This is a genomic window from Billgrantia sp. Q4P2 (assembly GCF_052806135.1).
The window spans coordinates 187,814-208,891 of sequence record NZ_JBRBAI010000007.1; the positions used below are offsets into that span (position 1 = coordinate 187,814).

Below are 21,078 nucleotides of genomic sequence, written 5' to 3' on the forward strand. Positions count from 1 at the left end.
GGGCACCCGCCCTGGCACGTGCATCAGGCAATGAATGGATCCTCGTTGAGCAGAAAGTCGTTGTACCAGATCTCCTTTGATTCCTGATTGCGCGCAAAGAGATAGAACATGCCATCGGTGGCAGCGCCCACGGCGTGTACTGGCGTCTGGGGATCGCTCATATTCTCCCCCTCACCGCTACTGGTCATGATTTTCGTACCGGGGTCCGAGGCATCGAAGCTTAGTTCAGTAGTGGAGGAAGCCTTGAAGTAAATATCGCCGTAGGGGCGGTTGGTATTCTCCTGATAGAACACGAAGATCTGTTGATTGTCCTCATCGAAAGCCAGCGTTGGACGGCTCCCGTTGTGGGTGGCCGCATGCACCAGCACGGGGCTGTCCCAGTCGCCCGGCACGCCCTTTATCGCCCAGATAGCGTTCTTGTCGTCCTTGACGGTCATGATGATGCTGCTTCCATCCCACAGCACGGCGAGGTGATTGTCTAGCGCGATGGCATCGTTGATCGTCTCGATGGTCCAGCCGCTGGCATAACCGTCAGGCGAGGATGGCGTGGCCTGGTAGGCGAGCTTCCAGTGACCCGTCGCATTGTCGCCATAGACGAGGCCGACATAGTCGACACCGCCTATCTGGAAGGCGACGAAATCGACCTTGTTATCGCCGTTGCTGCTCGATACCGTGCTGGGCCCGCTGTCGACGGTGACCGTTGCCCAGGTGGCAAGACTGGAAGAGGTGGGATAGGCCAGATGGAGCCCGGCTGCGCCGCCCGACGCTGAGGGGCCGATCATGGCCACGACCGGAGTCCCGTTCTGGTCCAACCCAAGGGCCATTTCCGTATTCTGCTCCCACTCGGCTCCCGCAAGCTTGCCGCCCGAACCTGCCAACTGCACGTTCAGGCTGACCGAGAACGTCTGAGACTGGTCGTCATAGCTCATCTGGTAGAGCCGAGGTTTCGTCTCGCTGGGGCCGAAATTGAGAACGTAGAGCGTGTCGCTCTCATCGTGCCAGGCGATGTCGGCGCGGCGTCCACTGGTGAGCATCGTGGGGCTGGCGCTGGTCCAGCCACCCATGGTGCCGGGCTCGGGGAGGGCTCCGTCGAAGCGGTAGACATGCCAGCCTGTCTGTTCCGGTAGTACCGCCCACCACATGCCGGCGTGGAAGAAGCTCTTGTTGCTATTGGTGTGCTCGAAATTACGCCTGTCGCTGGTGCCGAATGCCGTGGCGATATAGGAGGTCTCCAGCGGTAGGGGCGGGGGGACGTCACGAGTGACAGAAACGATGACGGTGGCGGATGCGCTCTCCAGGCTGCCGTCGGAGGCGCGATAGGTGAAACTGTCGCTGCCGATGAAACCCTGGCTCGGTGAGTAGGTGAGAGTGCCATTGGGGTTCAGCGTGACGCTGCCGTTGGCCGGCTGGGTGACGCTGCCCACCGACAGCGGGTCGCCGTCCGGGTCGCTGTCGTTGGCCAGTACGGCGATCTCGACGGCGACATCCTGCACGGTCGTGGCGCTGTCGTCGTTGGCCACGGGCGGGTTGTTCACCGGCGGTTCGCCATCGTCCTCGAAGCGGTACTCGACGACCAGCTTGGGCGGTACGCTGCCTTCCGCCGAATGGAAGTCCCAGCCGTCGGACCCCAGGGGCAGGAAGGCCCAGCCGTAGTTGGGTTGGCCGTCGGCCCAGGCCTGCAGGCTGGCGGTGACGTCGAGCTGGGTAGTGCCGACGGGCACGAAGCCGGTGTTGAGGTCATACTGCAGCATGGCTTCCTGGCCATCGGCCTGGATGCCGCTACTCAGGCTGTTCCAGGTATCGGTATCGTTCCACGGCATCAGCATGCGATGCAGCCGGGCGCCGTCGCCCTTGCCGGTGGTGTTGAGCTCCAGCGTGGCGGACACGATGACGGCGCCGAGCGGAATCTGTCCNCTGTCGACGACGAGCGACGTCGCCGTTGCCTGACTGGCGTTGGGCGAGGCTTGGTGCAGGTAGGTGTCCTTGATGCCGGCGTAGCCATCCTGCCCCTGCTGGAACTGAACGGTGACGGCGTCTGATTCTGCCTCATCCAGCGCGTCGAGCGTTATCAGGCCAGCCTCTTCCTCCTGCTCGCCCGGATGAACGGATGAGCTCATGACCAGTCCCTCCCCCCATGATCACATGCAATGTTTGTCACTGCATGTTAGGGAGCTTTCGCAGAAAGCCTCCACCTCAAAGACCCAACCCTTGGACTCCCAGAAATGCCATGCTGGAGGGGGGCTGGGGCCTATCTCGCATCGTCTGCTCTGTGTGAGTTTCGCGCCAAACCTGCTCGGGGCCAGCCTTTAGCCTCCTTTTTGCTGCTGTCGCCAAGGCCACCTTCCGGTATGCTTGAAGCAGGCCATTAAACTTGGCGGACCATGAGCTTATGTCGACATTGACGTTTCTAGGCGCGGTGGGAGAAGTCACCGGTTCGCGCTACCTGATCGAAGTCGAGGGGGGCGAACGTACCTACCGCATATTGCTGGAGTGTGGCCTGCACCAGGGAGGCAAGGAAGCGGATGCTGCCAACGCAGTTCCCTTCGGCGGCCTGGCGAAGCAACTCGATGCCGTAGTGATCTCGCACGGGCACCTGGATCATGCCGGGCTGCTGCCCAAGCTGGTCCGCGAAGGCTATGGCGGGCCGATCCACTGCACCCGCGGCACGCGTGATCTGCTCGATATCATGCTCGAAGACGCTGCTTTCATCATGGCCAAGGATGTCGAGTGGGAGAACAAATGGCGCAAGCGTAACGATAAGCCCCGGATCGAACCGCTCTATGAGTTGAAAGACGTGGAACGTACGCTGAAGCTGTGCAAATCCCATGGCTATGGCCAGCCCGTCCAGTTACCTGGTGGCGCAACGCTGGTATTCCGGGATGCAGGCCATATCCTGGGTTCGGGGATCGTCGAGCTGTCGGTGCCCTCCGGTGGGCAAACGAAGCGTCTCGTCTTTTCGGGAGACCTGGGCAATTCCAGCTCGGTGCTGATGAAGGAGCCCGAGAGACTCTACGATGCCGACCTGGTGCTGATGGAAAGTACCTATGGCGACCGCGACCACCGGCCTCTCGAAGAGACCCTCGAGGAATTTGCCCAGGTGCTGGAAGAGGCTCACGCCAGTGGTGGCAACGTGCTGATTCCCGCTTTTGCCGTGGGTCGCACCCAGGAGATCCTCTATCACCTGAGCGTGCTCTACCACGAGGGGCGGCTGCGCCAGCAGATGGTATTCCTCGATAGCCCCATGGCGATCAAGGTCACCGAACTCTATCATCGCGCGCGCAAGTCGCTGGACGCCGATGACCTCAAGGTGCTCAACATCGCCGCCAGCGGCGACACTAGCCGCTACCTGCCGATTTTGCGCATGACGCGCACGGTGGAGGAGTCCATGGCCATCAATCGCATCCACGGTGGGGCCATCATCATCGCCGGGGCCGGCATGTGCACCGGTGGCCGTATCGTTCACCATTTTCGCTACAACCTGGAGAAGCCCAATACCCGGCTGGTGATCGTCGGTTTCCAGGCAGCCGGCACCTTGGGTCGCCAGCTCGTCGACGGCGCCGAGCGCGTGCGCGTGCTGGGTCAGGAACTGGCGGTAAAGGCCAAGGTGCACACCATTGGCGGCTTCTCGGCGCATGCCGGCCAGAGCCAGCTCATCGGCTGGGCAGGTGCCTTCCGTGAACATCCCCGTTTTTACCTGGTGCACGGCGAACCGAAAACCCAGCAGACGTTGAAGGTCACCTTGGCCGAGAGCGGCATCGAGGCCGAAATACCCGCCTACGGTGACCGAGTCGAGCTTTAGGGTAGACAACGATCGACCCAACGGAGCCAGTTGCAGGTCCGGCTCGCTTTCCTTCAGGCCCGTTCTGCCTTGCAGGCTTGAGCTGGGAACATCCGCGATACCCCCTCTTGTTCCGCGAATGCCAAGCCACCAATCAGGTAGGGCGCATCTTGATACCGATCAAGATGCGTCAAGTTGTCGCGTGCCAGATCTCTTGTCATGCACTAGTCTTTGGGTTGAAGGTTATTAACTTATTCTTTTTTGATATAATCCGTTCCGACCAGGAACTCGCACGGTGTATCGCATGCAGAGCATTGTAGGCGGTATCGACAAGGTGGCGCATATCGTGCCGGTGCCGTGCTGATCGGCCTGGCACTGACCGGTGCCATGGGCGCCTGGGGTTGGATCGGGGTGCTGCCGCTGGCCACCGGGCTGTTCAATTTCTGCCAGGTCTACAGCCTGCTGGGTATCAATACCTGCAAGAGGTGACTGCCATGTCCAAGCCTATCGTGACCCACTTCTTCGACGAGCCTACCAATACTTTTAGCTATGTTGTGAAGGATCCTGAAAGCAATGCCTGCGCAATTCTCGACTCAGTGCTCGACTTCGATTATGCCGCTGGACGGACCGATACCCGATCAGCGGACGAAATGATTGCTTTCATTCGGCGCGAGGAGCTGAGCGTCGAGTGGATCCTCGAGACCCATGTCCACGCCGATCACCTCTCTGCTGCGCCCTACCTTCACGAGAAGCTGGGCGGCAAAACCGGCATCGGCGCCAGAATCACCGTGGTGCAGGATGTTTTTGGCAAGGCCTTCAACGCCGGCACCGAATTTGCCCGCGATGGCAGCCAGTTCGACCGCCTCTTCGAAGAGGGCGACATCTTCGGCATCGGCAATCTGGAGGGACGCGTGCTGCACACCCCGGGCCACACCCCGGCATGCCTCACCTATGTGATTGGCGATGCCGCCTTCGTCGGCGACACCCTGTTCATGCCCGACTACGGTACCGCCCGCTGTGACTTCCCCGGTGGCGATGCGCGTACCCTCTACCGCTCCATTCAGAAGGTACTGGCTTTGCCGGGTAAGACCCGCCTCTTTCTGTGCCATGACTACAAGGCGCCGGACCGTGAGGAATATCAGCACGAGACCAGCGTGGCCGAGCAGCGTGCGCACAACGTGCACGTGCACGAGGGCATTGGCGAGGATGAGTTCGTCAGGATGCGTACCGAGCGTGACGCCACCCTCGACATGCCCAAGCTGATCCTGCCTTCGGTACAGGTCAACATGCGTGCCGGCCATATGCCACCGCCCGAGGACAACGGCCAGGTCTACCTGAAGGTACCGATAAATCTCTTTTGAAACGGCTTTTTCGGGAAATACCCCGACGCTTGGAATTTGCAGTTATCTGAGGAGGAGACATGGACTGGAGCGTAAGCCTGCAGGGGCTGGTCGGTGGGATACTCATCGGTCTGTCGGCCGTGTGGCTGATGGCCACGCTTGGCCGTATCGCCGGTATCAGCGGCATCGTCGGCAGCCTGGTGACGACCCTGCCCAAGGGAGACAGTGCCTGGCGTGTGGCCTTCGTGCTGGGCCTGGTCAGCGGCCCGCTGCTGCTCATGCTGCTGGGCGGTGGCCTGGGTAACGTGGCCGGTGCGCCTGGCGAGGTGGTCGGCCAGCCTGCCGGTGGGGTAGGGCTGATGCTCGTCGCCGGGTTATTGGTGGGGGTAGGTACCGGCCTGGGCAGCGGTTGCACCAGTGGCCATGGAGTCTGCGGCCTGGCTCGGCTGTCGCCGCGCTCGATGGCGGCCACGATGACCTTTTTGGTGGCGGCGATCATCACCGTCTACCTGGTGCGGCATGTGATCGGAGGTGGTGCGTGAGGACGCTGATGGGCTATATCGCTGGGCTGCTGTTCGGCCTGGGGCTGGCGCTTGCCGGCATGACCGATCCCGCGCGCGTGCTGGGTTTTCTCGATATTGTCGGTGCCTGGGATCCGACACTGATGTTCGTGCTCGGCGGCGCCGTGGTGACGACCTTCATTGGTTACCGGCTCGTTTTCCGCCAAGAGCGGCCGATGGTTGGCGAGACATTCCAATTGCCCACCCGCCAGGATGTGGATGCTCGGCTGATCGGCGGGGCTGCCCTGTTCGGTATCGGTTGGGGACTTTCCGGCTACTGCCCGGGGCCGGCCATCGCCTCGATCGCCGGGTTGACCGCACCGCTATTCGCCATGCTGATCGCCATGGTGGCAGGCTGGTTCCTGGCCAGGGCCGTTCCCGCCCGTTCATGATCCTTGTTGCGGCCGCCTCATGGCTACCGCCATGGGGCGGCCGCATGACCTTCTCAGGGAGCCGCCCCGCCCATCATTTCCAGCAGACGCTCCTCGTCGGGCATGCCGTCCGCGCGTTCCAGGCGCCCGTTGTGCTGGAAAAGCGTGGTTGGCGTGGCGTATAGACCCAACTCCTCGAACAGCTGGTTGTTCCGGTAGACCTGTTCCTCGATGGCGCGAGGCTGTGCCGAGGGGGCAATGTCATCGCCGCCGCTATGGTCGTGCAGTGCCGCTTCGGGATCGTCGGCGCCCAGCAGGGCGGCGGCCTTGGCGGGGCTATTCTGCTGCAGTACGCCGACCATGACATGGCGCAGCTGGACGTGGCCGGCTTCCACCCAGGGGCGGGCGGTCTCCCAGAACTGTCGGCAGTAGGGGCAGTTGGGGTCGGTGAAGGTGTAGATCACACGAGGAGCATCGGCGCTGCCATCGGCGATCCAGTGGCTCTGCTCCAGTCGTTGCCAGAGTTCGCTCTCCTGAGGTACGCGCACCAGCTCGTCCAGCGAGGCCTCGGAAAGGTCGTTGCCTTCGGCATCGATCATGGTGCCGACCACGGCATGTTCACCGTCGGCAGTGACGAACACGGTCATCTCGCGGCCCTGATGGCTGGCAGCATAACCGGTAAGGCCTCCCGGGGCCTGGAATTCTCCATGAATCTCGAGCCCTTCCTCGACCAGGGCACGAATGGGCGCCGGCCTGTCGTCGGCCTGAACTTCCGAGACGGTGACGAGAGTTGCCGGGGCGGCGAGAATGGCCAGGGCAGCCGCGAGAAGTTTGAAGCGAAAATCCATGTCAGTTCCTTGAGCAAGTCCCTTGAGATAGCACTTTGAGATAGCACCTTGAGCGAGCCCCGTGAAGCACGATGATGCTTCCTCGAGTGGACCAGCATGAAGAGAGTCCGTTCCTTGCGGTGAGCGCTTGGCGTGTCGGGTTGACGCATCCGGTCTCCTTCCTCAAGGCCTCGTAGTATGCTGTTCGCTGCATTTCTCTGGTGCATGCCAAACGCTACAACAAGGAGTCCCAATATGGTGCTGTCCCGTTCACTGCTGGCCGCTGCCGGTCTGTCGCTGGTGTCGCTGACCGCGCTTGCCGACCCGCTGCTCGTCGAAGAGGCGCAGGTACGCGCCGTACCACCCGGCTCGCAGGCCTCCGCTGCGTTCATGACGCTGCGCAACCCGGGCGAGCGGGACAGGGTCCTGGTGGCAGCAGAATCCTCGGTGGCAGAAGTGGCGGAACTCCATGACCACCAAAACGTGGATGGAGTGATGCAGATGCGCCAGGTACCGCAGGTCGTCATACCGGCCGGCGGTAGTGCAGAGCTGGCACCGGGTGGACTGCACCTGATGTTGATTGGCCTGACCGCACCGCTGGTGGAGGGCGAGCCCGTCGAGATCGAACTCAGGTTCGAGTCGGGTGAGTCTCAGCGGCTCGAAGCGCCGGTCAAGCGTATCGTCGTGGACGGGAAGGGCAGCCACGGCCATGCACATGACAATCATGGGCATGGACACGACCACTGAAGCCGTTCTGACGGCCGCCCGGCATACTTGGGCGAACGCCTGTGCTGGGCGGCCAGCGGGGGAGCGGGTACAATGCCGGGTCAACAAGCTCTCACTCGTGACCATGCGCGACCACTGGGTCGCCCGCTTCACGTTCGGATCGATACCATGCATTGCCCCTTCTGTGGCGCCCATGACACCCGCGTGACCGACTCCCGCCTGGTGGCGGAGGGCGATCAGGTGCGCCGCCGCCGCCAGTGCACCGATTGCGGCGAGCGTTTCACCACTTACGAGACCGCCGAACTGGTAATGCCCAGGGTGGTGAAATCCGATGGCTCGCGGGAAACCTTCGACGAGCACAAGCTGCGCGCCGGTATGCTACGTGCGCTGGAGAAGCGCCCGGTCAGCGCCGAGGCCATCGAAGCGGCAGTGGAGAGAATTCGCCATCGGCTGCGGGCCACCGGCGAGCGTGAGATCCAGGCACGCGATATCGGCGAGGCCGTGATGCAGGCGCTCAAGCGACTGGATCAGGTGGCCTACATTCGCTTCGCCTCGGTCTATCGGCGCTTTCAGGACATCGATGAGTTCCGCGCCGAGATCGACCGCCTTTCACAGGAACCTGGTTTTCCGCCCGGCACCGCCGACGACTAGCGTGTAGGAGTGATATGGCCAAGCCGACCGATGCCGCCTGGATGGCCCGGGCGCTACAGCTCGCCCGTCGTGGCCTCTATACCACGCACCCCAACCCACGCGTGGGCTGTGTGCTGGTCAAGAACAGGCGCCTGGTCGGCGAGGGCTGGCACGTGCGCGCCGGCGAGCCGCATGCCGAGGTTCATGCGCTGCGCATGGCCGGGGAGACTGCCCGTGGCGCCACCGCCTATGTGACGCTGGAGCCCTGCTCCCATCACGGGCGTACCGGACCCTGTGCAGTGGCGCTGATCGAAGCTGGCGTCAAGCGGGTCGTGGTGGCGATGCAGGATCCCAACCCCGAGGTGGCGGGGCGTGGCATCGCCATGCTGCGTGAGGCAGGCATCGAGGTGGTGGTGGGGCTACTCGAGGAGGAGGCGCGTGCACTCAACCGCGGCTTCATCTCGCGCATGACTCGCCTGCGCCCCTACCTGCGCTTGAAGATGGCCATGAGCCTCGACGGCCGTACCGCCATGCAGTCGGGGGAGTCGCAGTGGATCACCGGACCTCATGCCAGGTCGGAAGTACAGCGGCTACGGGCCAGCGCCAGTGCGGTCATGACCGGTGTCGACTCGATCATCTTCGACAATTCGCGGCTGACGGTCAGGGCGTCTCAGCTCGGCCTTGACGATGCCGAGGCCATCGCGGCACGCCAGCCCCTGCGCGTGGTGGTCGATACTCAACTGCGCTTGCCCGAGGCCGCGGCCTGCCTGCGTGAGCCGGGGCGCACCCTGGTGGCCACCGTGTCGGGCTACGATACGCAGCGTCGCGCGCGCCTCGAGGCGGCTGGCGCCGAAGTGCTGGTTCTGCCGGCTGGCGAGAACGGACGCGTCGATCTGCACGCACTCCTGCACTACCTGGCCGAGCAGGAACTGGTCAACGAGGTGTTGCTGGAAACCGGTGCCACGCTCGCCGGTGCCATGCTGGACGCCGAACTGGTCGATGAGATGCAGCTGTTCGTGGCGCCGACCCTGCTCGGCGGCGAGGCACGCCCGCTGTTCGCCTTGCCGGGGCTGACGCGCATGGCTCAACAGCGGCCGCTGGAGATTCTCGATATCCGCGCGGTCGGCCGCGACTGGCGGATCACGGCGCGGCCGGAGCGAAGGCAGGAGTGAGCCGCGGCTTCCCGGGCAATGTGCTCCGGGGCAGGCCGCTGGGGAGGTCTTTTTCCAGGGATGGAAAAAGTAGCGTCCAGGGAGGGATTCACAGCGCCTCCCCAGCGGCCTTTGCCCCGGAGCGGTCAGGATGTGGTGGTATGCGCCGCGCCAATGTACTCGCTACTGGCGCCCGAAGCCGCGCCAATGTACTCTGACGCCCATTCAACGTGGTGCGATATCGGCGGCAACGTTCTGTTGCGGTGCACTGTCGCCCATGACGTCGTTCGAACATTCGGAGATTCCAGCGTGCAATCTTCCCCAGGGGGCCTGGCTCCCATCGAAGACCTGATAGAGGACATTCGTCAGGGCAAGATGGTGATCCTCATGGACGATGAGGATCGCGAGAACGAAGGCGATATCATCATGGCCGCCGAGAAGGTCGAGGCCGAGCATATCAACTTCATGGCGCGCCACGCGCGTGGCCTGATCTGTATGCCGATGACACGCGAGCGCTGCGAGCGCCTCAAGCTGCCGCTGATGGTGAGCGACAACGGGTCCGGTTTCGGCACCAAGTTCACGCTCTCTATCGAGGCCGCGGAAGGCGTCACCACCGGGATCTCGGCCGCCGATCGGGCACGCACCGTGCAGGTGGCTGCGGCGCGTAACGCGCGTGCCGAGGACATCGTCCAGCCGGGGCACATCTTCCCGCTGATGGCGGAGCCCGGCGGCGTGCTGCGCCGTGCCGGCCATACCGAGGCGGCCTGCGATCTGGCCGCCCTGGCCGGTTTCGACCCCAGCGGCGTGATCTGCGAGGTCATGAGCGACGACGGCAGCATGGCCCGTCGCCCCGAACTCGAGCGCTTTGCCGCCGAGCACGGCCTCAAGATGGGCACCATTGCCGACCTGATCCACTATCGTATCCACAACGAGCAGACAGTCGAGCCGGTCGAGTCCACCCTGGTCGATACGGCGGTGGGTAAGCTGACCCTGCACGTCTTTCACGACCGAATTCAGAATGCGCACCATGTGGCGCTGGTGAAGGGCGAGCCAAGCCCCGATGTCTTGACCACGGTGCGCGTGCATCTGGCCGATACCATGCGCGACCTGCTGGGCCTGCAGAAGGGCGAGAGCCGCAACTGGACGACCCACAGCGCGCTGGAAGAGATCGCCCGGGTCGAACACGGGGTGTTCGTGCTGCTCGACGACGGCCGGCCGCACCAGGACTTCCGCGACCAGTTGGAGGTGTTCCTGGAGCGCCGCCGTTTGCCGCGCACCAGCGACTCCGATGGCGCCGGGAACTACTTGACCATCGGTACCGGCTCGCAGATTCTGCGGCACCTGGGCGTGGGGCGCATGCGACTGCTCAGTTCGCCCTGGAAGTTCTCGGCGCTGTCCGGTTTCGACCTCGAGGTGGTCGAGCTGATCGCGCCGGGCGAAGAGGGAACGACTGCTCAGGGCTGAGCCCCCGCTCGCTCAATGTCCAAGGGGCCGGCACGAGCTGCCGGCCCGCTCGACTTCAGCCGGATCCATATTTTCAGCAGGACCATTTTCAGCAGGAATCAGCGATGCATACCCTGTCTCAACTGGAAGGCAACTTCGTCGACGTCGACGGTCGCTACGTGATCGTGGTAGGGCGCTTCAACCACCATGTGGTCGACAGTTTGGTCGAAGGTGCCGTGGATAGCCTGGTGCGTCACGGCGTAGACGCCGGGAATATCGATATCGTCCACGTGCCGGGTGCCTGGGAGCTGCCATTGGCGGTGAAGCGTGCCCTGCAGGTGGCGCGCCCCGATGCGGTGATTGCGCTGGGCGCGGTGATCCGTGGTGGCACGCCGCACTTCGAGTACGTGGCGGGTGGCTGCAACGCGGCGCTGGGCAATCTTCAGCTCGAATTCGAAACGCCCATCGCCAATGGCGTGCTGACGGTCAACACGATCGAGCAGGCCATCGAACGCTCCGGCACCAAGGCCGGCAACAAGGGGGCCGAAGCGGCGATGGCCGCCATGGAAATGGTCTCCCTGCTGCGCGGCTTCGGTGACAGCGACGGTCACAACGGAGAAACTTCATGAGTGCGTCGCGCCCGCAACGCACCCCTTCTGCAGGCCAGCAGGCGCGGCGTGCGGCTCGGGAACTGGCAGTGCAAGGTCTTTACCAGTGGCACATGACCGGCAAGTCGGCAACGGCCATCGAGGCGGAATTCCGCAGTCAGCAGCCCGACGATGATCTCGAGGATCATGAGAACTGGGCCAAGGTGATGCAGATCGCCGACCTGGCCCTGTTCCACGAACTGTTGCACAACGTGGTCCGCTTCCGCGACGATCTGGACGCCTCCATTGCGCCGCTGCTGGACCGGCGGCTGACGGAGCTGGATCCCATCGAACTGGCCATCCTGCGCCTGGGCGCCTACGAACTCAGCCGCCGGCTGGACGTGCCCTATCGTGTTGCGATCAACGAAGGTGTCGAACTCGCCAAGTCCTTCGGCGCCACCGACGGGCACAAGTACGTCAACGGCATTCTCGACAAGCTGGCCGCCCGGTTGCGTAGTGCCGAGGTCAGGGCGCGTCGCGGCTGAAGGTGCCAAAGGTGGCCAGTGAATTCGAACTGATCGCCCGCCATTTCACTCCCGTAGCACCCGGCGCGGATGCCGGCGTGCCGCTTGGCGTGGGTGACGACTGTGCGCTGCTCGCCCCTAGGCCGGGGCGGCAGCTGGCGGTCAGTGTCGACACCTCGGTAGCCGACGTGCATTTTCCTGCCGACGCGCCGGCCGAGGCGATCGGCTATCGCGCCCTGGCGGTGAGCCTGAGCGACCTGGCGGCGATGGGCGCCGAGCCGCGCTGGTGCCTCATGGCGCTGGCGCTCGGTAGTGACGACGAAGCGTGGCTGGCAGGCTTTGCCCGCGGTTTCCACTCGCTTTGCCAGGCCAGCCATGTCGCGCTGGTGGGGGGCGACGTGACTCGCGGCGAACTCGCCATCGGCGTTACGGTGATGGGCGAAGTGCCCGTTGGCGAGGCGCTGACGCGCAGTGGAGCGCGCGTCGGCGACATCCTGGCCGTAACGGGGGCTCTCGGTGGCGGGGCCGGGGGGCTGGCGCTCTGGCAGCGTGGCGTACGTGACCTCGGCCATCCGCTGCTGGCGCGTTACCTCAAGCCCACGCCCAGGCTCGCGGCTGGCCTGGCACTGCGTGGCCTGGCCCATGCGGCCATCGACATTTCCGACGGGCTGCTGGCCGACCTCGAGCACATCCTGGCCGCATCGGGTGTGGGGGCACGGCTCGAGCCCGAGGCACTACCCCTGGCAGCGGGCCTGAGCGAGGCACTGGGCGAGCCGGCCGCCTATCGCGCCGCGCTGTGCGGTGGCGACGACTACGAACTATTGGTGAGCCTGCCTGGCGAAGCCCTGGAAGAAGCCCGGCGGCGCCTGGCGGGGCAAGGCCTGGCCCTCACGGCGATCGGTACCGTCCGTGCCGAGGCTGGCGTAACGGGCGTCGATCTCGACGGTGCCCATGGCTGGCAGCACTTCCGCGGGGGCAGGCCATGAACCGCTGTCCATCGAGCGTCTGGCGGCGCCCCGTTCATTTCTTCGCCTTTGGCCTCGGGAGCGGCGCCGTACCGTGGGCACCGGGCACCTTCGGCACCCTGGCCGCGATTCCCTTCTACTGGCTGCTCTCGGAGTTGCCGCTGGGCTGGTACCTGTGGCTGGTGGGGATCTCCTTCGTGGTGGGGGTCTGGCTGTGTGACAAGACCTCCCGCGACCTTGGCGTACACGACCACTCCGGCATCGTATGGGATGAATTCGTCGGCTACTGGATCACCATGGCAGCGGTGCCGTTCTCCTGGGAGGCGGCGCTATGGGGCTTCGTGCTGTTCCGGATATTCGACGTGTTCAAGCCGTGGCCGATCCGCTGGGCCGACCGGCGTGTGGCGGGTGGGTTCGGCATCATGATCGATGACGTTCTCGCTGGCATCTATGCCTGGAGCACGATGCACCTCTGGCTCTGGTTGCACTAGATTACATTCCGTGTTCGTTTGAACGGGGTGGCGCAAGGAAAAGGATAAAAAAGGACAGGGGGAAGCTATGCGCAAGGAACGGCTCATCGTCCCGTTGCTGGTCGTGCTTCTGCTTGCCTGGCAGGCGGGCCAGGCAGTCTCGAGCTGGCTGTTCGAGCGCGAGATGACGCGCATGCTGGCCGATCTCGAGGCGCGCGGTGAACTCGACATCGAACGTGTGGACATTGAACAGGGCTGGTGGACCTCGACCGGACGCATTCACCTGGCACCGCTGTTCGGCCACATGTGGCAGCTGGAGCTGACCTATCGTGCCCGGCATGGCGTGCTCAGCACGCGCCTCGATGGTGAGGTGACGCTGCGTCATGGTCCCGATGGCGTGCAACTGTTCGGCGCTTCGCTGGCATCCTCGCCGCCTCAGTGGGAAGCGAGCTATCACACCCTGAGTGGCACCCTCGAGGGCCGGATCCAGCTTTCGCCCCTGCGTATCACCCAGCAGGAGCGTGAACTCACCTTCGAAGGCGGGCGCCTGCGCTTCAGCGGCGAGCAGGGCAACTGGCGGCTGCGTGCCCAGCTCGATTCGTGGACGCTCAGCGACGGTGCGGTTCGGCTGGAAATCGGCCCCGCCATGCTCAACAGCCAGTACGCCTACACCGAGGATGCCCATACCTTCATCCAGGAAGACCGCCTGCAGATCGAGTCGCTCTCCTGGCACCAGCCCCAGCTCAAGCTCGATGCCCATGGCATACGACTGGGGAACCGTGTTGCCCTGGACGACCAGGAGCTTCGCATGCAGCTCGACCTCGACCTGGGTGAGATCCATACCGCCGAACAGATCTTGCTGACCGGGCAGGTGGATGCGGAGTTGTCACGCCTCAATGCCGATGCGATTCGCAGCACCATGTCGCGGCTGCGCGAGTTGGCCGCCAGCGGTCGTCATGAGGGCGGGCGGGATGCCCTGCTGGCCGATCTCGAACCCTATCTATTGGCGATCCTTCGGGATTCGCCGCGCCTCGACCTGCGGCGCCTCGAGCTGGATAGCCCGATGCTGGGTCTGTCCGCCCAGGTCGATGGCTCGCTGTTCTTCGATGGACGCCAGCTGGAGGCGCTCAGCCTGGTCGACTTCGCAGAGCCTGAGGTCAAGGAGCGCTGGCGCCGCCGCCTCGATGGCGACTTCACCTGGCATGAATTGCCCACCGTGGTCGCGCTATGGCTTGGCCTGCCGCTGGACACCCGTACGCTGGAGATCGATATCGGGCGGGGGCAGGTTCGCGTCAACAGCCGTCCATTGCCACCTCTGTGGCGCTAATCTTGCGCAGCGGTATCTTGATTGACCGCTCTGGATAGGCCTTCGACTTGAAGTTGGCCGCTATCGCCCACATTGCTCAGCTCAGTGTGCATCCGGCTTTCATAGCTTCAGGACGAGGATTTCATGAGCGAGCATGATCAGGACGAACAGAACTGGCAGCAGGCAAGGACGGATTCCGACGAGACGCTGGGCTCCGATGGTGAGGTAGACGAAATCGCCAACGCCGTCATTCCCGCCAGCGACTACTTGCCCGAGCGCATCTATTTGCTGCCGATCCACAACCGCCCCTTCTTCCCCGCCCAAGTCCAGCCGCTGGTGATCAACCGTGAGCGCTGGGAAGAGACCATGCGGCGGGTTGGCAACACGCCTCACCATACGCTGGGTGTGGCTTTCGTCGGCGACAAGGCGGTGGATGAACTCGGCCATGATCATTTCCCCGAGATCGGCACGGCAGTAAAGGTGCACAAGATGCACGGCGAGGAGGGGCAGCTGCAGTTCATCGCCCAGGGTCTGCGCCGCTTCCGCATCCAGCGCTGGCTGTCGAAGAAGCCGCCCTACCTGGTCGAGGTCAGCTATCCGCGCGAGCCGGTCAAGGCCGACGAGGACGAGACCCGCGCCTATGCCATGGCGATCATCAACGGCATCAAGGAGCTGCTGCCGATCAACCCACTCTACGGCGAGGAACTCAAGCACTACCTCAACCGTTTCAGCCCGCACGAGCCGGGGCCGCTGACCGACTTCGCTGCGGCCATCACCTCGGCCAAGGGACGCGAGCTGCAGGCCGTGCTCGAGACCCTGCCGGTCCAGGCGCGCATGGAGAAGGTACTGCCGTTGCTGCGCAAGGAGATCGACGTCGCCCAGTTGCAGACCGAGATCAGCGAGCAGGTCAACGCCCAGATGCAGGAGCGCCAGCGCGAGTTCTTCCTGCGCGAGCAGCTCAAGGTGATCCAGCGCGAGCTGGGGATCTCCAAGGACGATCGCGAGAACGACGTCGATACCTTCCGCGACCGGCTCGAGGGGCTGACCGTACCGCCCAAGGTGCTGACCCGTATTGAGGAGGAGCTCGACAAGCTCTCGGTGCTGGAGACCGGCTCGCCGGAATACGGCACCACCCGCAACTACCTCGACTGGCTGACCTCGATGCCGTGGGGCGTGCGCAGCCAGGACCAGCTCGACCTGGCCCATGCCCGCACGGTGCTCGATCGCGACCATGACGGCCTCAAGGACGTCAAGGAACGCATCATCGAGTTCCTCGCCGAAGGCACCTTCAAGGGCGACGTGGGTGGCTCGATCCTGCTGCTGGTCGGCCCGCCCGGGGTGGGCAAGACCTCGGTCGGTCGTTCCATCGCCGAGGCGCTGGGGCGGGAGTTCTATCGCTTCTCGGTGGGTGGCATGCGCGACGAGGCCGAGATCAAGGGCCATCGCCGCACCTACATCGGCGCCATGCCGGGCAAGCTGGTGCAGGCGCTCAAGGAGGTCGAGGTCGAGAACCCGGTGATCATGCTCGACGAGATCGACAAGCTCGGCAAGTCGTTCCAGGGCGACCCGGCCTCGGCGCTGCTCGAGGTACTCGACCCCGAGCAGAACGTCGATTTCCTCGACCACTACCTCGACGTGCGCCTGGACCTCTCCAAGGTGCTGTTCGTGTGTACCGCCAATACCCTCGACTCGATCCCGGGGCCGTTGCTCGACCGCATGGAGCAGATCCGTCTCTCGGGCTACATTGCCGAGGAAAAGGTGGCTATCGCCAAGCACCACCTGTGGCCCAAGCTGCTCGAGCGCGACAAGATCCCGAAGAGGCGCATCAATCTCACCGATGCCGCCCTGCGCCAGGTGATCGAGGGCTACGCCCGCGAGGCCGGCGTGCGCCAGCTCGAGAAGCAGCTGCACAGCATCGTGCGCAAGTCCGCCGTCAAGCTGCTCGAGGGCGATCAGGAGTCGGTGCGCATCTCGGTCAAGAATCTCGAGGAGTTCCTCGGCGCCCCGCTGTTCCGCCAGGAGCAGGTGCTCAAGGGCGAGGGGGTCGTTACCGGCCTGGCCTGGACCTCGATGGGCGGTGCCACCTTGCCCATCGAGGCGGGCAAGGTGCATTCGCTGACTCGCGGCTTCAAGCTCACCGGCAAGCTCGGCGAGGTGATGCAGGAGTCGGCCAATATCGCCTACAGTTACGCGCTGGGCCATCTCGCCGAATATGGCGTCGAAACCGATTTCTTCGATTCGGCCTTCGTCCACCTGCACGTGCCGGAAGGCGCCACGCCCAAGGACGGCCCCTCGGCGGGCGTGACCATGACCACGGCGCTGCTGTCGCTGGGGCGACACCAGGGCATCGACCGGCCGCTGGCGATGACCGGCGAGCTGACGCTGACCGGCCAGGTACTGCCGGTGGGCGGCATTCGCGAGAAGATCATTGCCGCCCGGCGCAGCAAGATCTTCGAAGTGATCCTGCCGGAAGCCAACCGCCGCGACTACGACGAACTGCCCGACTTCCTCAAGGAAGGCATGACGGTGCACTTCGCCAAGCGCTATCGAGACGTGGCCTGGATCGCCTTCGGCCTGTGAGCAGAGGCGGCGTTGCGGAAAGCGTTACCGATTCCCCGGCGTCGCCCAGCACGGCCGTGGTAGGCAAGCTGGCCCTAAATTTCCCTTGTGCCAAAAAATCGGCATTATAGGCTTATGCAGGACGTTTCTTGATCCCTGTGAAATCCCCGACCATTACAAAAAGGGCATCGCCCCGCGATGTCGAACGCTCAAGGGAGAGCCTCATGACTCACCGCAAGCCTGCCTTCACCCGCAGCCTGCTGGCATCGGCTGCCGCCGTGCTGCTGGGCGCCACCGCACTTTCCGCTCAGGCCGAGACGCGAGTGACCTACAAGTCCGCCTCGGCGGGCACCGCCTATTACCAGATGGGGGTCGAACTTTCCGAAGCGATTCGTCGGGGTACCGACGGTGAGGTCGTGCTGACCCTGGAAGAGAGCCAGGGCTCGGTGCAGAACGTCATGGAGGTCATGGCGCGTCAGGGCAACTATGTCTTCACCACGCCGCCGGGGTTGATCGATCAGGCCATGGCCGGCGAGGGGCCCTTCGCCGAGCGCCAGAGCCCGCGCTTCGAGGAGATTCGCGGACTATTCCCGATTCCCGCCATCACCATGCACTTCGTGGCGGCCGGCGACGAGGGCGTCATTGCCCTGGAGGACCTCGAGGACAAGCATATTCTCATTGGCCGTGGCACCTTCGGTGCACGCGAGGCGGAGCGCTATCTGGAGCTGTTCGACATGCTGGACAAGGTACGCGTGGCCAACGCCGAGATCGGTAGCGGCCCCGATGCGCTCAAGAATGGCCAGATCGACGCCTTCGTCACGGCAAGCTCCTTCCCCACGCCCAACGTGATAGAGACCGCCGCCAGCATGCCGATCAGCCTGGTCAGCCTCAGCGACGAGCAGATCGAGCAGACCGGCGCGGCACGCCAGACCATCCCGGCCGGTACCTATGCTGGCGTCGATCAGGACGTGCAGACCACCTCGCTGCCGGTGATCGCTTATACCACTACCGGCATGGATGACGAGACCGCCTACACCCTGACCAAGACCTTCTGGGAGCGGCGCGACGCCATGGCCGAGGAGACCGCCTGGTGGGGCAGCATCACCCATGACATGATCGGCAACATTGCGGGTACCCTGCACCCGGGCGCCGTGCGCTATTACGACGAAGCCGGCATAGAAATCCCCGACGAGTTGCGCTAAGGAAACGCTGTACAAATGCCTACGCGGGCAAATCGCTGCGTTGCGCGGTACTCGGAATCCTCACCTATACCGCATAGGCTCCGGTTCCTGCGCTCCGTGCGCCTTGCGCTTCACTCCGCTCGTCGATTTGTTCAGCATTTCCCTAACCCCGGCTTGCTGGGCCGGCCCGGCCGCCCGTCGTCGCCGGCCCTGAGCCAAAGGCTCCCTTTCTATGCTTTCGATTTTTTCCGCTTCACCGACGGCCGGTTCGGCCGTCGGCAGTGACGTGCCGCGCATTCCTCCGGCCTGGGTGCTCCTGGGCTCGGTGACGGTGGCCTTTCACCTGGGGCTGATCTTCTACGGCTTGACGCCGGCGCTGGTCAGCCGGCCGATTCACATGGCATTGGCGTTGCCCTGGATCCTGATCTTTTCCGCCCGCTCGCCCTTCGAGCGCTGGAGCGGCTGGCTGCTGACCGGGCTCGGCATTGCCGCCTGCGGCTATATCGCCTTCAACGAGGAGGCCCTGGCGAACCAGTACGGCTTCATCGACAACGATTTCCAGATGGCACTGGGGGTTTTCCTGATCGTGCTGACGCTGGAAACGGCACGTCGGGCGATCGGCTGGCCGCTGCCGCTGGTCGCGGTGGCGGCGTTGGCCTATGCGGTATTCGGCGAGCACATTCCCGGTCAGTTCGGCCACCCCGGGCTACCGATGCAGAGTTTCGTCGGTACCCTGACCATTGCCGAGAGCGGCCTGTGGGGGTCGCTCACCGGGGTCAGCGTGGGCGTGGTGGCGATCTTCGTCATCTTCGGCGCGGTGCTCAACGCCGGCGAGGCGGGGCGCGGCTTCATGAACATGGCCAGTGCCTTCGCCGGGCGCCTGACGGGCGGCGCGGCCAAGGTGGCGGTGATCTCCTCGGCGCTGATGGGGTCGATTTCCGGCTCGGCCTCGGCCAACGTCGCCTCCACCGGTGCCATTACCATTCCCTCCATGGTGCGGTTGGGCTACCCGCGCACCCTGGCCGGCGGCGTCGAGGCCGTGGCCTCCTCCGGCGGGCAGATCATGCCGCCACTGATGGGGGCAGGGGCCTTCGTCATGGTCGAACTCACCGGCACGCCCTACACCCAGATCATGGCGGCGGCGCTGCTGCCGGCGATTCTCTACTTCGCCACCGTGTGGATGGGCATCAACGCCTACGCCACTCGCCACGACCTGCGCCCCATGGCGGCGGAGGACCGCGCCAGCGGCAAGGAGGTGGCGATCACCTCGCTGTTCTTCGCCGTGCCCTTCGTGCTGCTGCTCGAACGTATCTTCCTCGGCGGCTTTACGCCCCAGTACGCGGCGAGTGTTGCCATCTTCGCCGGCATGCTGCTGCTGTTCTTCGACGTCACGCTGACCTTCTCCCTGCGCGGTTTCGCTACGCGAATGGCCGAGGCCGTGGTCACCGCCGGCCGCCAGGTGGCGGTAATCGGGGCCATCATCATCTGTGCTTCTCTGGTGATCGGCGTGCTCTCGCTGACCGGGCTCGGCGTCAAGATCACCTCCGGCATCCTGTCGCTCTCGAATGAAATGCTGTGGCCGGCCCTGTTGCTCACCGCGCTGGCCTGCCTGGTGCTGGGCATGGAGGTGCCGACCACGGCGGCCTATGTGATCTGCGTCTCGGTAGCCGGGCCCGCGCTCACCGCGCTGGGGCTCGAACCGCTGCTGGCGCACCTGTTCGTGTTCTGGTTCGCCCTGCTCTCGACCATTACGCCGCCGGTGTGCGGGGGTGTGTTCATTGCCGCCGGCATGGTGGGAGAGAACTGGCTCAAGGTGGCGATGAAGGCCATGGCGCTGGGCATCGGGCTCTATATCATTCCGCTGGCCATGGTCGCCAACCCCGATGTGATCCGCCTGGCCTTCGACCCGCTCTGGGCAATCATCGATGCGATCAAGATCGCACTGGGCCTCGCCGCGATCTCCTATGGGGTGATCGCACGCCGTGCCATCTGGCTGCGGCTGGTGCTGGTCGCGGCCGGGGCGCTGGTGATCTTCGCGTTATGAGCCGAATGCTGAGGAGAATGAGATGATCGTTGCCACGCTGGGTCCCGAGGGAAACAATCATGTGCTGGTGCTGCGCCGCTATCTCGCCGCACGTGGGCTTGCCGATGCGCAGGTGAAGCTCTTCGATGACTTTCCGACGGCCTTCGCGGCGCTGGTGGCGGGCGAGGTGGACCGGGTGCTGCAATGCACGGCGCATTTCAGCCACGCCGACTGCGTGGGACGCTATATGCACCGTGCCTTTCCGGTGGATGTCTTCGTTGCCGGCAGCCACCCGCTGGCGCTGCTGGCGCGGCGCGAGGTCGCCGAGCCGCGCCAGGTGGCACGCCAGCCGGCCACTCGCTACTACACCGATCTCACATCTTTCGCAGAAGAAGTCGATTCGCCCACTACCGTGGCGGTGGCCGAAGGGCTGCTGGCTGGCCGCTTCGAGGCGGGCATTTGCGCCCGGCAGGTATTCGAAGATCACTCAGATGAGCTGCGCCTGCTCGAGGACCTGGGGCCGGCGCTGGATGTCTGGGTGCTCTATGGTACCGAGCCGCTGGCCAACGATAGCCCTCTATTAATCTAATCTAGCCGCCCCGGCTCGTGCATGACAGAATCGGATTGATTTCAGACA

The 21,078-nt window shown here is 64.3% G+C and carries 20 protein-coding genes; 18 read left to right on the plus strand and 2 right to left on the minus strand.

Translation table 11 applies throughout. The features are described 5' to 3' along the window. Positions 1-23 precede the first annotated feature (23 nt). Entirely contained in the window at positions 24-2,117 is a 2,094-nt protein-coding gene (locus ACUY1T_RS14125; protein WP_446023825.1) for an Ig-like domain-containing protein, read from the minus strand. A 272-nt stretch (positions 2,118-2,389) separates the two neighbouring features. Here ACUY1T_RS14125 and ACUY1T_RS14130 point away from each other — a divergent pair, with 272 nt between their 5' ends. The 5 genes from ACUY1T_RS14130 (at position 2,390) to ACUY1T_RS14150 (ending at position 6,070) form a co-directional block, all read left to right on the plus strand. Then, positions 2,390-3,799, plus strand: coding sequence for an MBL fold metallo-hydrolase RNA specificity domain-containing protein (locus tag ACUY1T_RS14130; RefSeq protein ID WP_446023827.1), 1,410 nt, complete (start codon positions 2,390-2,392; stop codon positions 3,797-3,799). 336 nt (positions 3,800-4,135) lie between these two features. Continuing rightward, a complete protein-coding gene (locus tag ACUY1T_RS14135; RefSeq protein WP_446023829.1) occupies positions 4,136-4,267 on the plus strand; it encodes a YgaP family membrane protein in 132 nt (43 codons plus the stop codon). Between the two features lie 5 nt (positions 4,268-4,272). After that, positions 4,273-5,139, plus strand: coding sequence for an MBL fold metallo-hydrolase (locus ACUY1T_RS14140; RefSeq protein WP_446023831.1), 867 nt, complete (start codon positions 4,273-4,275; stop codon positions 5,137-5,139). 59 nt (positions 5,140-5,198) lie between these two features. Further along, positions 5,199-5,660, plus strand: a complete 462-nt coding sequence (locus tag ACUY1T_RS14145; protein WP_446023833.1) for a YeeE/YedE family protein — start codon at positions 5,199-5,201, stop codon at positions 5,658-5,660. 8 nt (positions 5,661-5,668) lie between these two features. Next, positions 5,669-6,070 carry a DUF6691 family protein gene (locus ACUY1T_RS14150; protein ID WP_446023979.1) on the plus strand — a complete coding sequence of 134 codons (402 nt, stop codon included), beginning with the start codon at positions 5,669-5,671 and terminating at the stop codon, positions 6,068-6,070. Between the two features lie 53 nt (positions 6,071-6,123). On the opposite strand, the gene dsbG is transcribed toward ACUY1T_RS14150, so the two are convergent. Next, entirely contained in the window at positions 6,124-6,897 is a 774-nt protein-coding gene (gene dsbG, locus ACUY1T_RS14155) for a thiol:disulfide interchange protein DsbG (protein ID WP_446023835.1), read from the minus strand. Between the two features lie 234 nt (positions 6,898-7,131). On the opposite strand from dsbG, the gene ACUY1T_RS14160 reads away from it, so the two are divergent. From ACUY1T_RS14160 to ACUY1T_RS14220, 13 genes are all read left to right on the plus strand, one after another. Next, positions 7,132-7,623 (plus strand): copper chaperone PCu(A)C, encoded by a 492-nt coding sequence (locus ACUY1T_RS14160; protein ID WP_446023837.1) that lies wholly within the window; start codon positions 7,132-7,134, stop codon positions 7,621-7,623. A gap of 147 nt (positions 7,624-7,770) precedes the next feature. After that, positions 7,771-8,253 (plus strand): transcriptional regulator NrdR, encoded by a 483-nt coding sequence (nrdR, locus tag ACUY1T_RS14165; protein WP_167116950.1) that lies wholly within the window; start codon positions 7,771-7,773, stop codon positions 8,251-8,253. 14 nt (positions 8,254-8,267) lie between these two features. Beyond that, positions 8,268-9,404 carry a bifunctional diaminohydroxyphosphoribosylaminopyrimidine deaminase/5-amino-6-(5-phosphoribosylamino)uracil reductase RibD gene (gene ribD, locus ACUY1T_RS14170; protein ID WP_446023840.1) on the plus strand — a complete coding sequence of 379 codons (1,137 nt, stop codon included), beginning with the start codon at positions 8,268-8,270 and terminating at the stop codon, positions 9,402-9,404. A gap of 288 nt (positions 9,405-9,692) precedes the next feature. Next, complete coding sequence (gene ribBA / locus ACUY1T_RS14175; RefSeq protein WP_446023842.1) at positions 9,693-10,847, plus strand: bifunctional 3,4-dihydroxy-2-butanone-4-phosphate synthase/GTP cyclohydrolase II; 1,155 nt, start codon at positions 9,693-9,695, stop codon at positions 10,845-10,847. 104 nt (positions 10,848-10,951) lie between these two features. Then, positions 10,952-11,455, plus strand: a complete 504-nt coding sequence (gene ribH, locus ACUY1T_RS14180; protein ID WP_446023844.1) for a 6,7-dimethyl-8-ribityllumazine synthase — start codon at positions 10,952-10,954, stop codon at positions 11,453-11,455. Then, entirely contained in the window at positions 11,452-11,958 is a 507-nt protein-coding gene (nusB, locus tag ACUY1T_RS14185; RefSeq protein WP_446023846.1) for a transcription antitermination factor NusB, read from the plus strand. Before ribH ends, nusB begins: the two co-directional genes overlap by 4 nt. Positions 11,959-11,969: 11 nt before the next feature. Then, entirely contained in the window at positions 11,970-12,923 is a 954-nt protein-coding gene (gene thiL / locus ACUY1T_RS14190; protein ID WP_446023848.1) for a thiamine-phosphate kinase, read from the plus strand. After that, the gene (locus ACUY1T_RS14195; protein WP_446023850.1) at positions 12,920-13,393 is read left to right on the plus strand and encodes a phosphatidylglycerophosphatase A family protein; all 474 of its coding nucleotides are present in this window, start codon (positions 12,920-12,922) and stop codon (positions 13,391-13,393) included. Before thiL ends, ACUY1T_RS14195 begins: the two co-directional genes overlap by 4 nt. Before the next feature lie 67 nt (positions 13,394-13,460). Beyond that, positions 13,461-14,699: a DUF945 family protein gene (locus ACUY1T_RS14200; RefSeq protein WP_446023852.1), complete on the plus strand. Its 1,239-nt coding sequence runs from the start codon at positions 13,461-13,463 to the stop codon at positions 14,697-14,699. 123 nt (positions 14,700-14,822) lie between these two features. Then, positions 14,823-17,258: an endopeptidase La gene (gene lon / locus ACUY1T_RS14205; RefSeq protein ID WP_446023854.1), complete on the plus strand. Its 2,436-nt coding sequence runs from the start codon at positions 14,823-14,825 to the stop codon at positions 17,256-17,258. Positions 17,259-17,461: 203 nt separating this feature from the next. Next, the gene (locus tag ACUY1T_RS14210; RefSeq protein ID WP_446023855.1) at positions 17,462-18,439 is read left to right on the plus strand and encodes a TAXI family TRAP transporter solute-binding subunit; all 978 of its coding nucleotides are present in this window, start codon (positions 17,462-17,464) and stop codon (positions 18,437-18,439) included. A gap of 211 nt (positions 18,440-18,650) precedes the next feature. Then, the gene (locus tag ACUY1T_RS14215; RefSeq protein ID WP_446023857.1) at positions 18,651-20,462 is read left to right on the plus strand and encodes a TRAP transporter permease; all 1,812 of its coding nucleotides are present in this window, start codon (positions 18,651-18,653) and stop codon (positions 20,460-20,462) included. 22 nt (positions 20,463-20,484) lie between these two features. Further along, the gene (locus ACUY1T_RS14220; RefSeq protein ID WP_446023859.1) at positions 20,485-21,030 is read left to right on the plus strand and encodes a hypothetical protein; all 546 of its coding nucleotides are present in this window, start codon (positions 20,485-20,487) and stop codon (positions 21,028-21,030) included. Positions 21,031-21,078 lie beyond the last annotated feature (48 nt).

Coding starts and splice junctions, on each gene's coding strand:
- ACUY1T_RS14160 (WP_446023837.1), top strand. CDS start 7,132: ATGGTGCTGTCCCGTTCACTGCTGGCCGCTGCCGGTCTGTCGCTGGTG.
- ACUY1T_RS14145 (WP_446023833.1), top strand. CDS start 5,199: ATGGACTGGAGCGTAAGCCTGCAGGGGCTGGTCGGTGGGATACTCATC.
- ACUY1T_RS14195 (WP_446023850.1), top strand. CDS start 12,920: ATGAACCGCTGTCCATCGAGCGTCTGGCGGCGCCCCGTTCATTTCTTC.
- ACUY1T_RS14150 (WP_446023979.1), top strand. CDS start 5,669: ATGGGCTATATCGCTGGGCTGCTGTTCGGCCTGGGGCTGGCGCTTGCC.
- ACUY1T_RS14220 (WP_446023859.1), top strand. CDS start 20,485: ATGATCGTTGCCACGCTGGGTCCCGAGGGAAACAATCATGTGCTGGTG.
- nrdR (WP_167116950.1), top strand. CDS start 7,771: ATGCATTGCCCCTTCTGTGGCGCCCATGACACCCGCGTGACCGACTCC.
- ACUY1T_RS14130 (WP_446023827.1), top strand. CDS start 2,390: ATGTCGACATTGACGTTTCTAGGCGCGGTGGGAGAAGTCACCGGTTCG.
- ACUY1T_RS14215 (WP_446023857.1), top strand. CDS start 18,651: ATGCTTTCGATTTTTTCCGCTTCACCGACGGCCGGTTCGGCCGTCGGC.
- nusB (WP_446023846.1), top strand. CDS start 11,452: ATGAGTGCGTCGCGCCCGCAACGCACCCCTTCTGCAGGCCAGCAGGCG.
- ribD (WP_446023840.1), top strand. CDS start 8,268: ATGGCCAAGCCGACCGATGCCGCCTGGATGGCCCGGGCGCTACAGCTC.
- ACUY1T_RS14210 (WP_446023855.1), top strand. CDS start 17,462: ATGACTCACCGCAAGCCTGCCTTCACCCGCAGCCTGCTGGCATCGGCT.
- ACUY1T_RS14140 (WP_446023831.1), top strand. CDS start 4,273: ATGTCCAAGCCTATCGTGACCCACTTCTTCGACGAGCCTACCAATACT.
- dsbG (WP_446023835.1), bottom strand. CDS start 6,897: ATGGATTTTCGCTTCAAACTTCTCGCGGCTGCCCTGGCCATTCTCGCC.
- lon (WP_446023854.1), top strand. CDS start 14,823: ATGAGCGAGCATGATCAGGACGAACAGAACTGGCAGCAGGCAAGGACG.
- ACUY1T_RS14200 (WP_446023852.1), top strand. CDS start 13,461: ATGCGCAAGGAACGGCTCATCGTCCCGTTGCTGGTCGTGCTTCTGCTT.
- ribH (WP_446023844.1), top strand. CDS start 10,952: ATGCATACCCTGTCTCAACTGGAAGGCAACTTCGTCGACGTCGACGGT.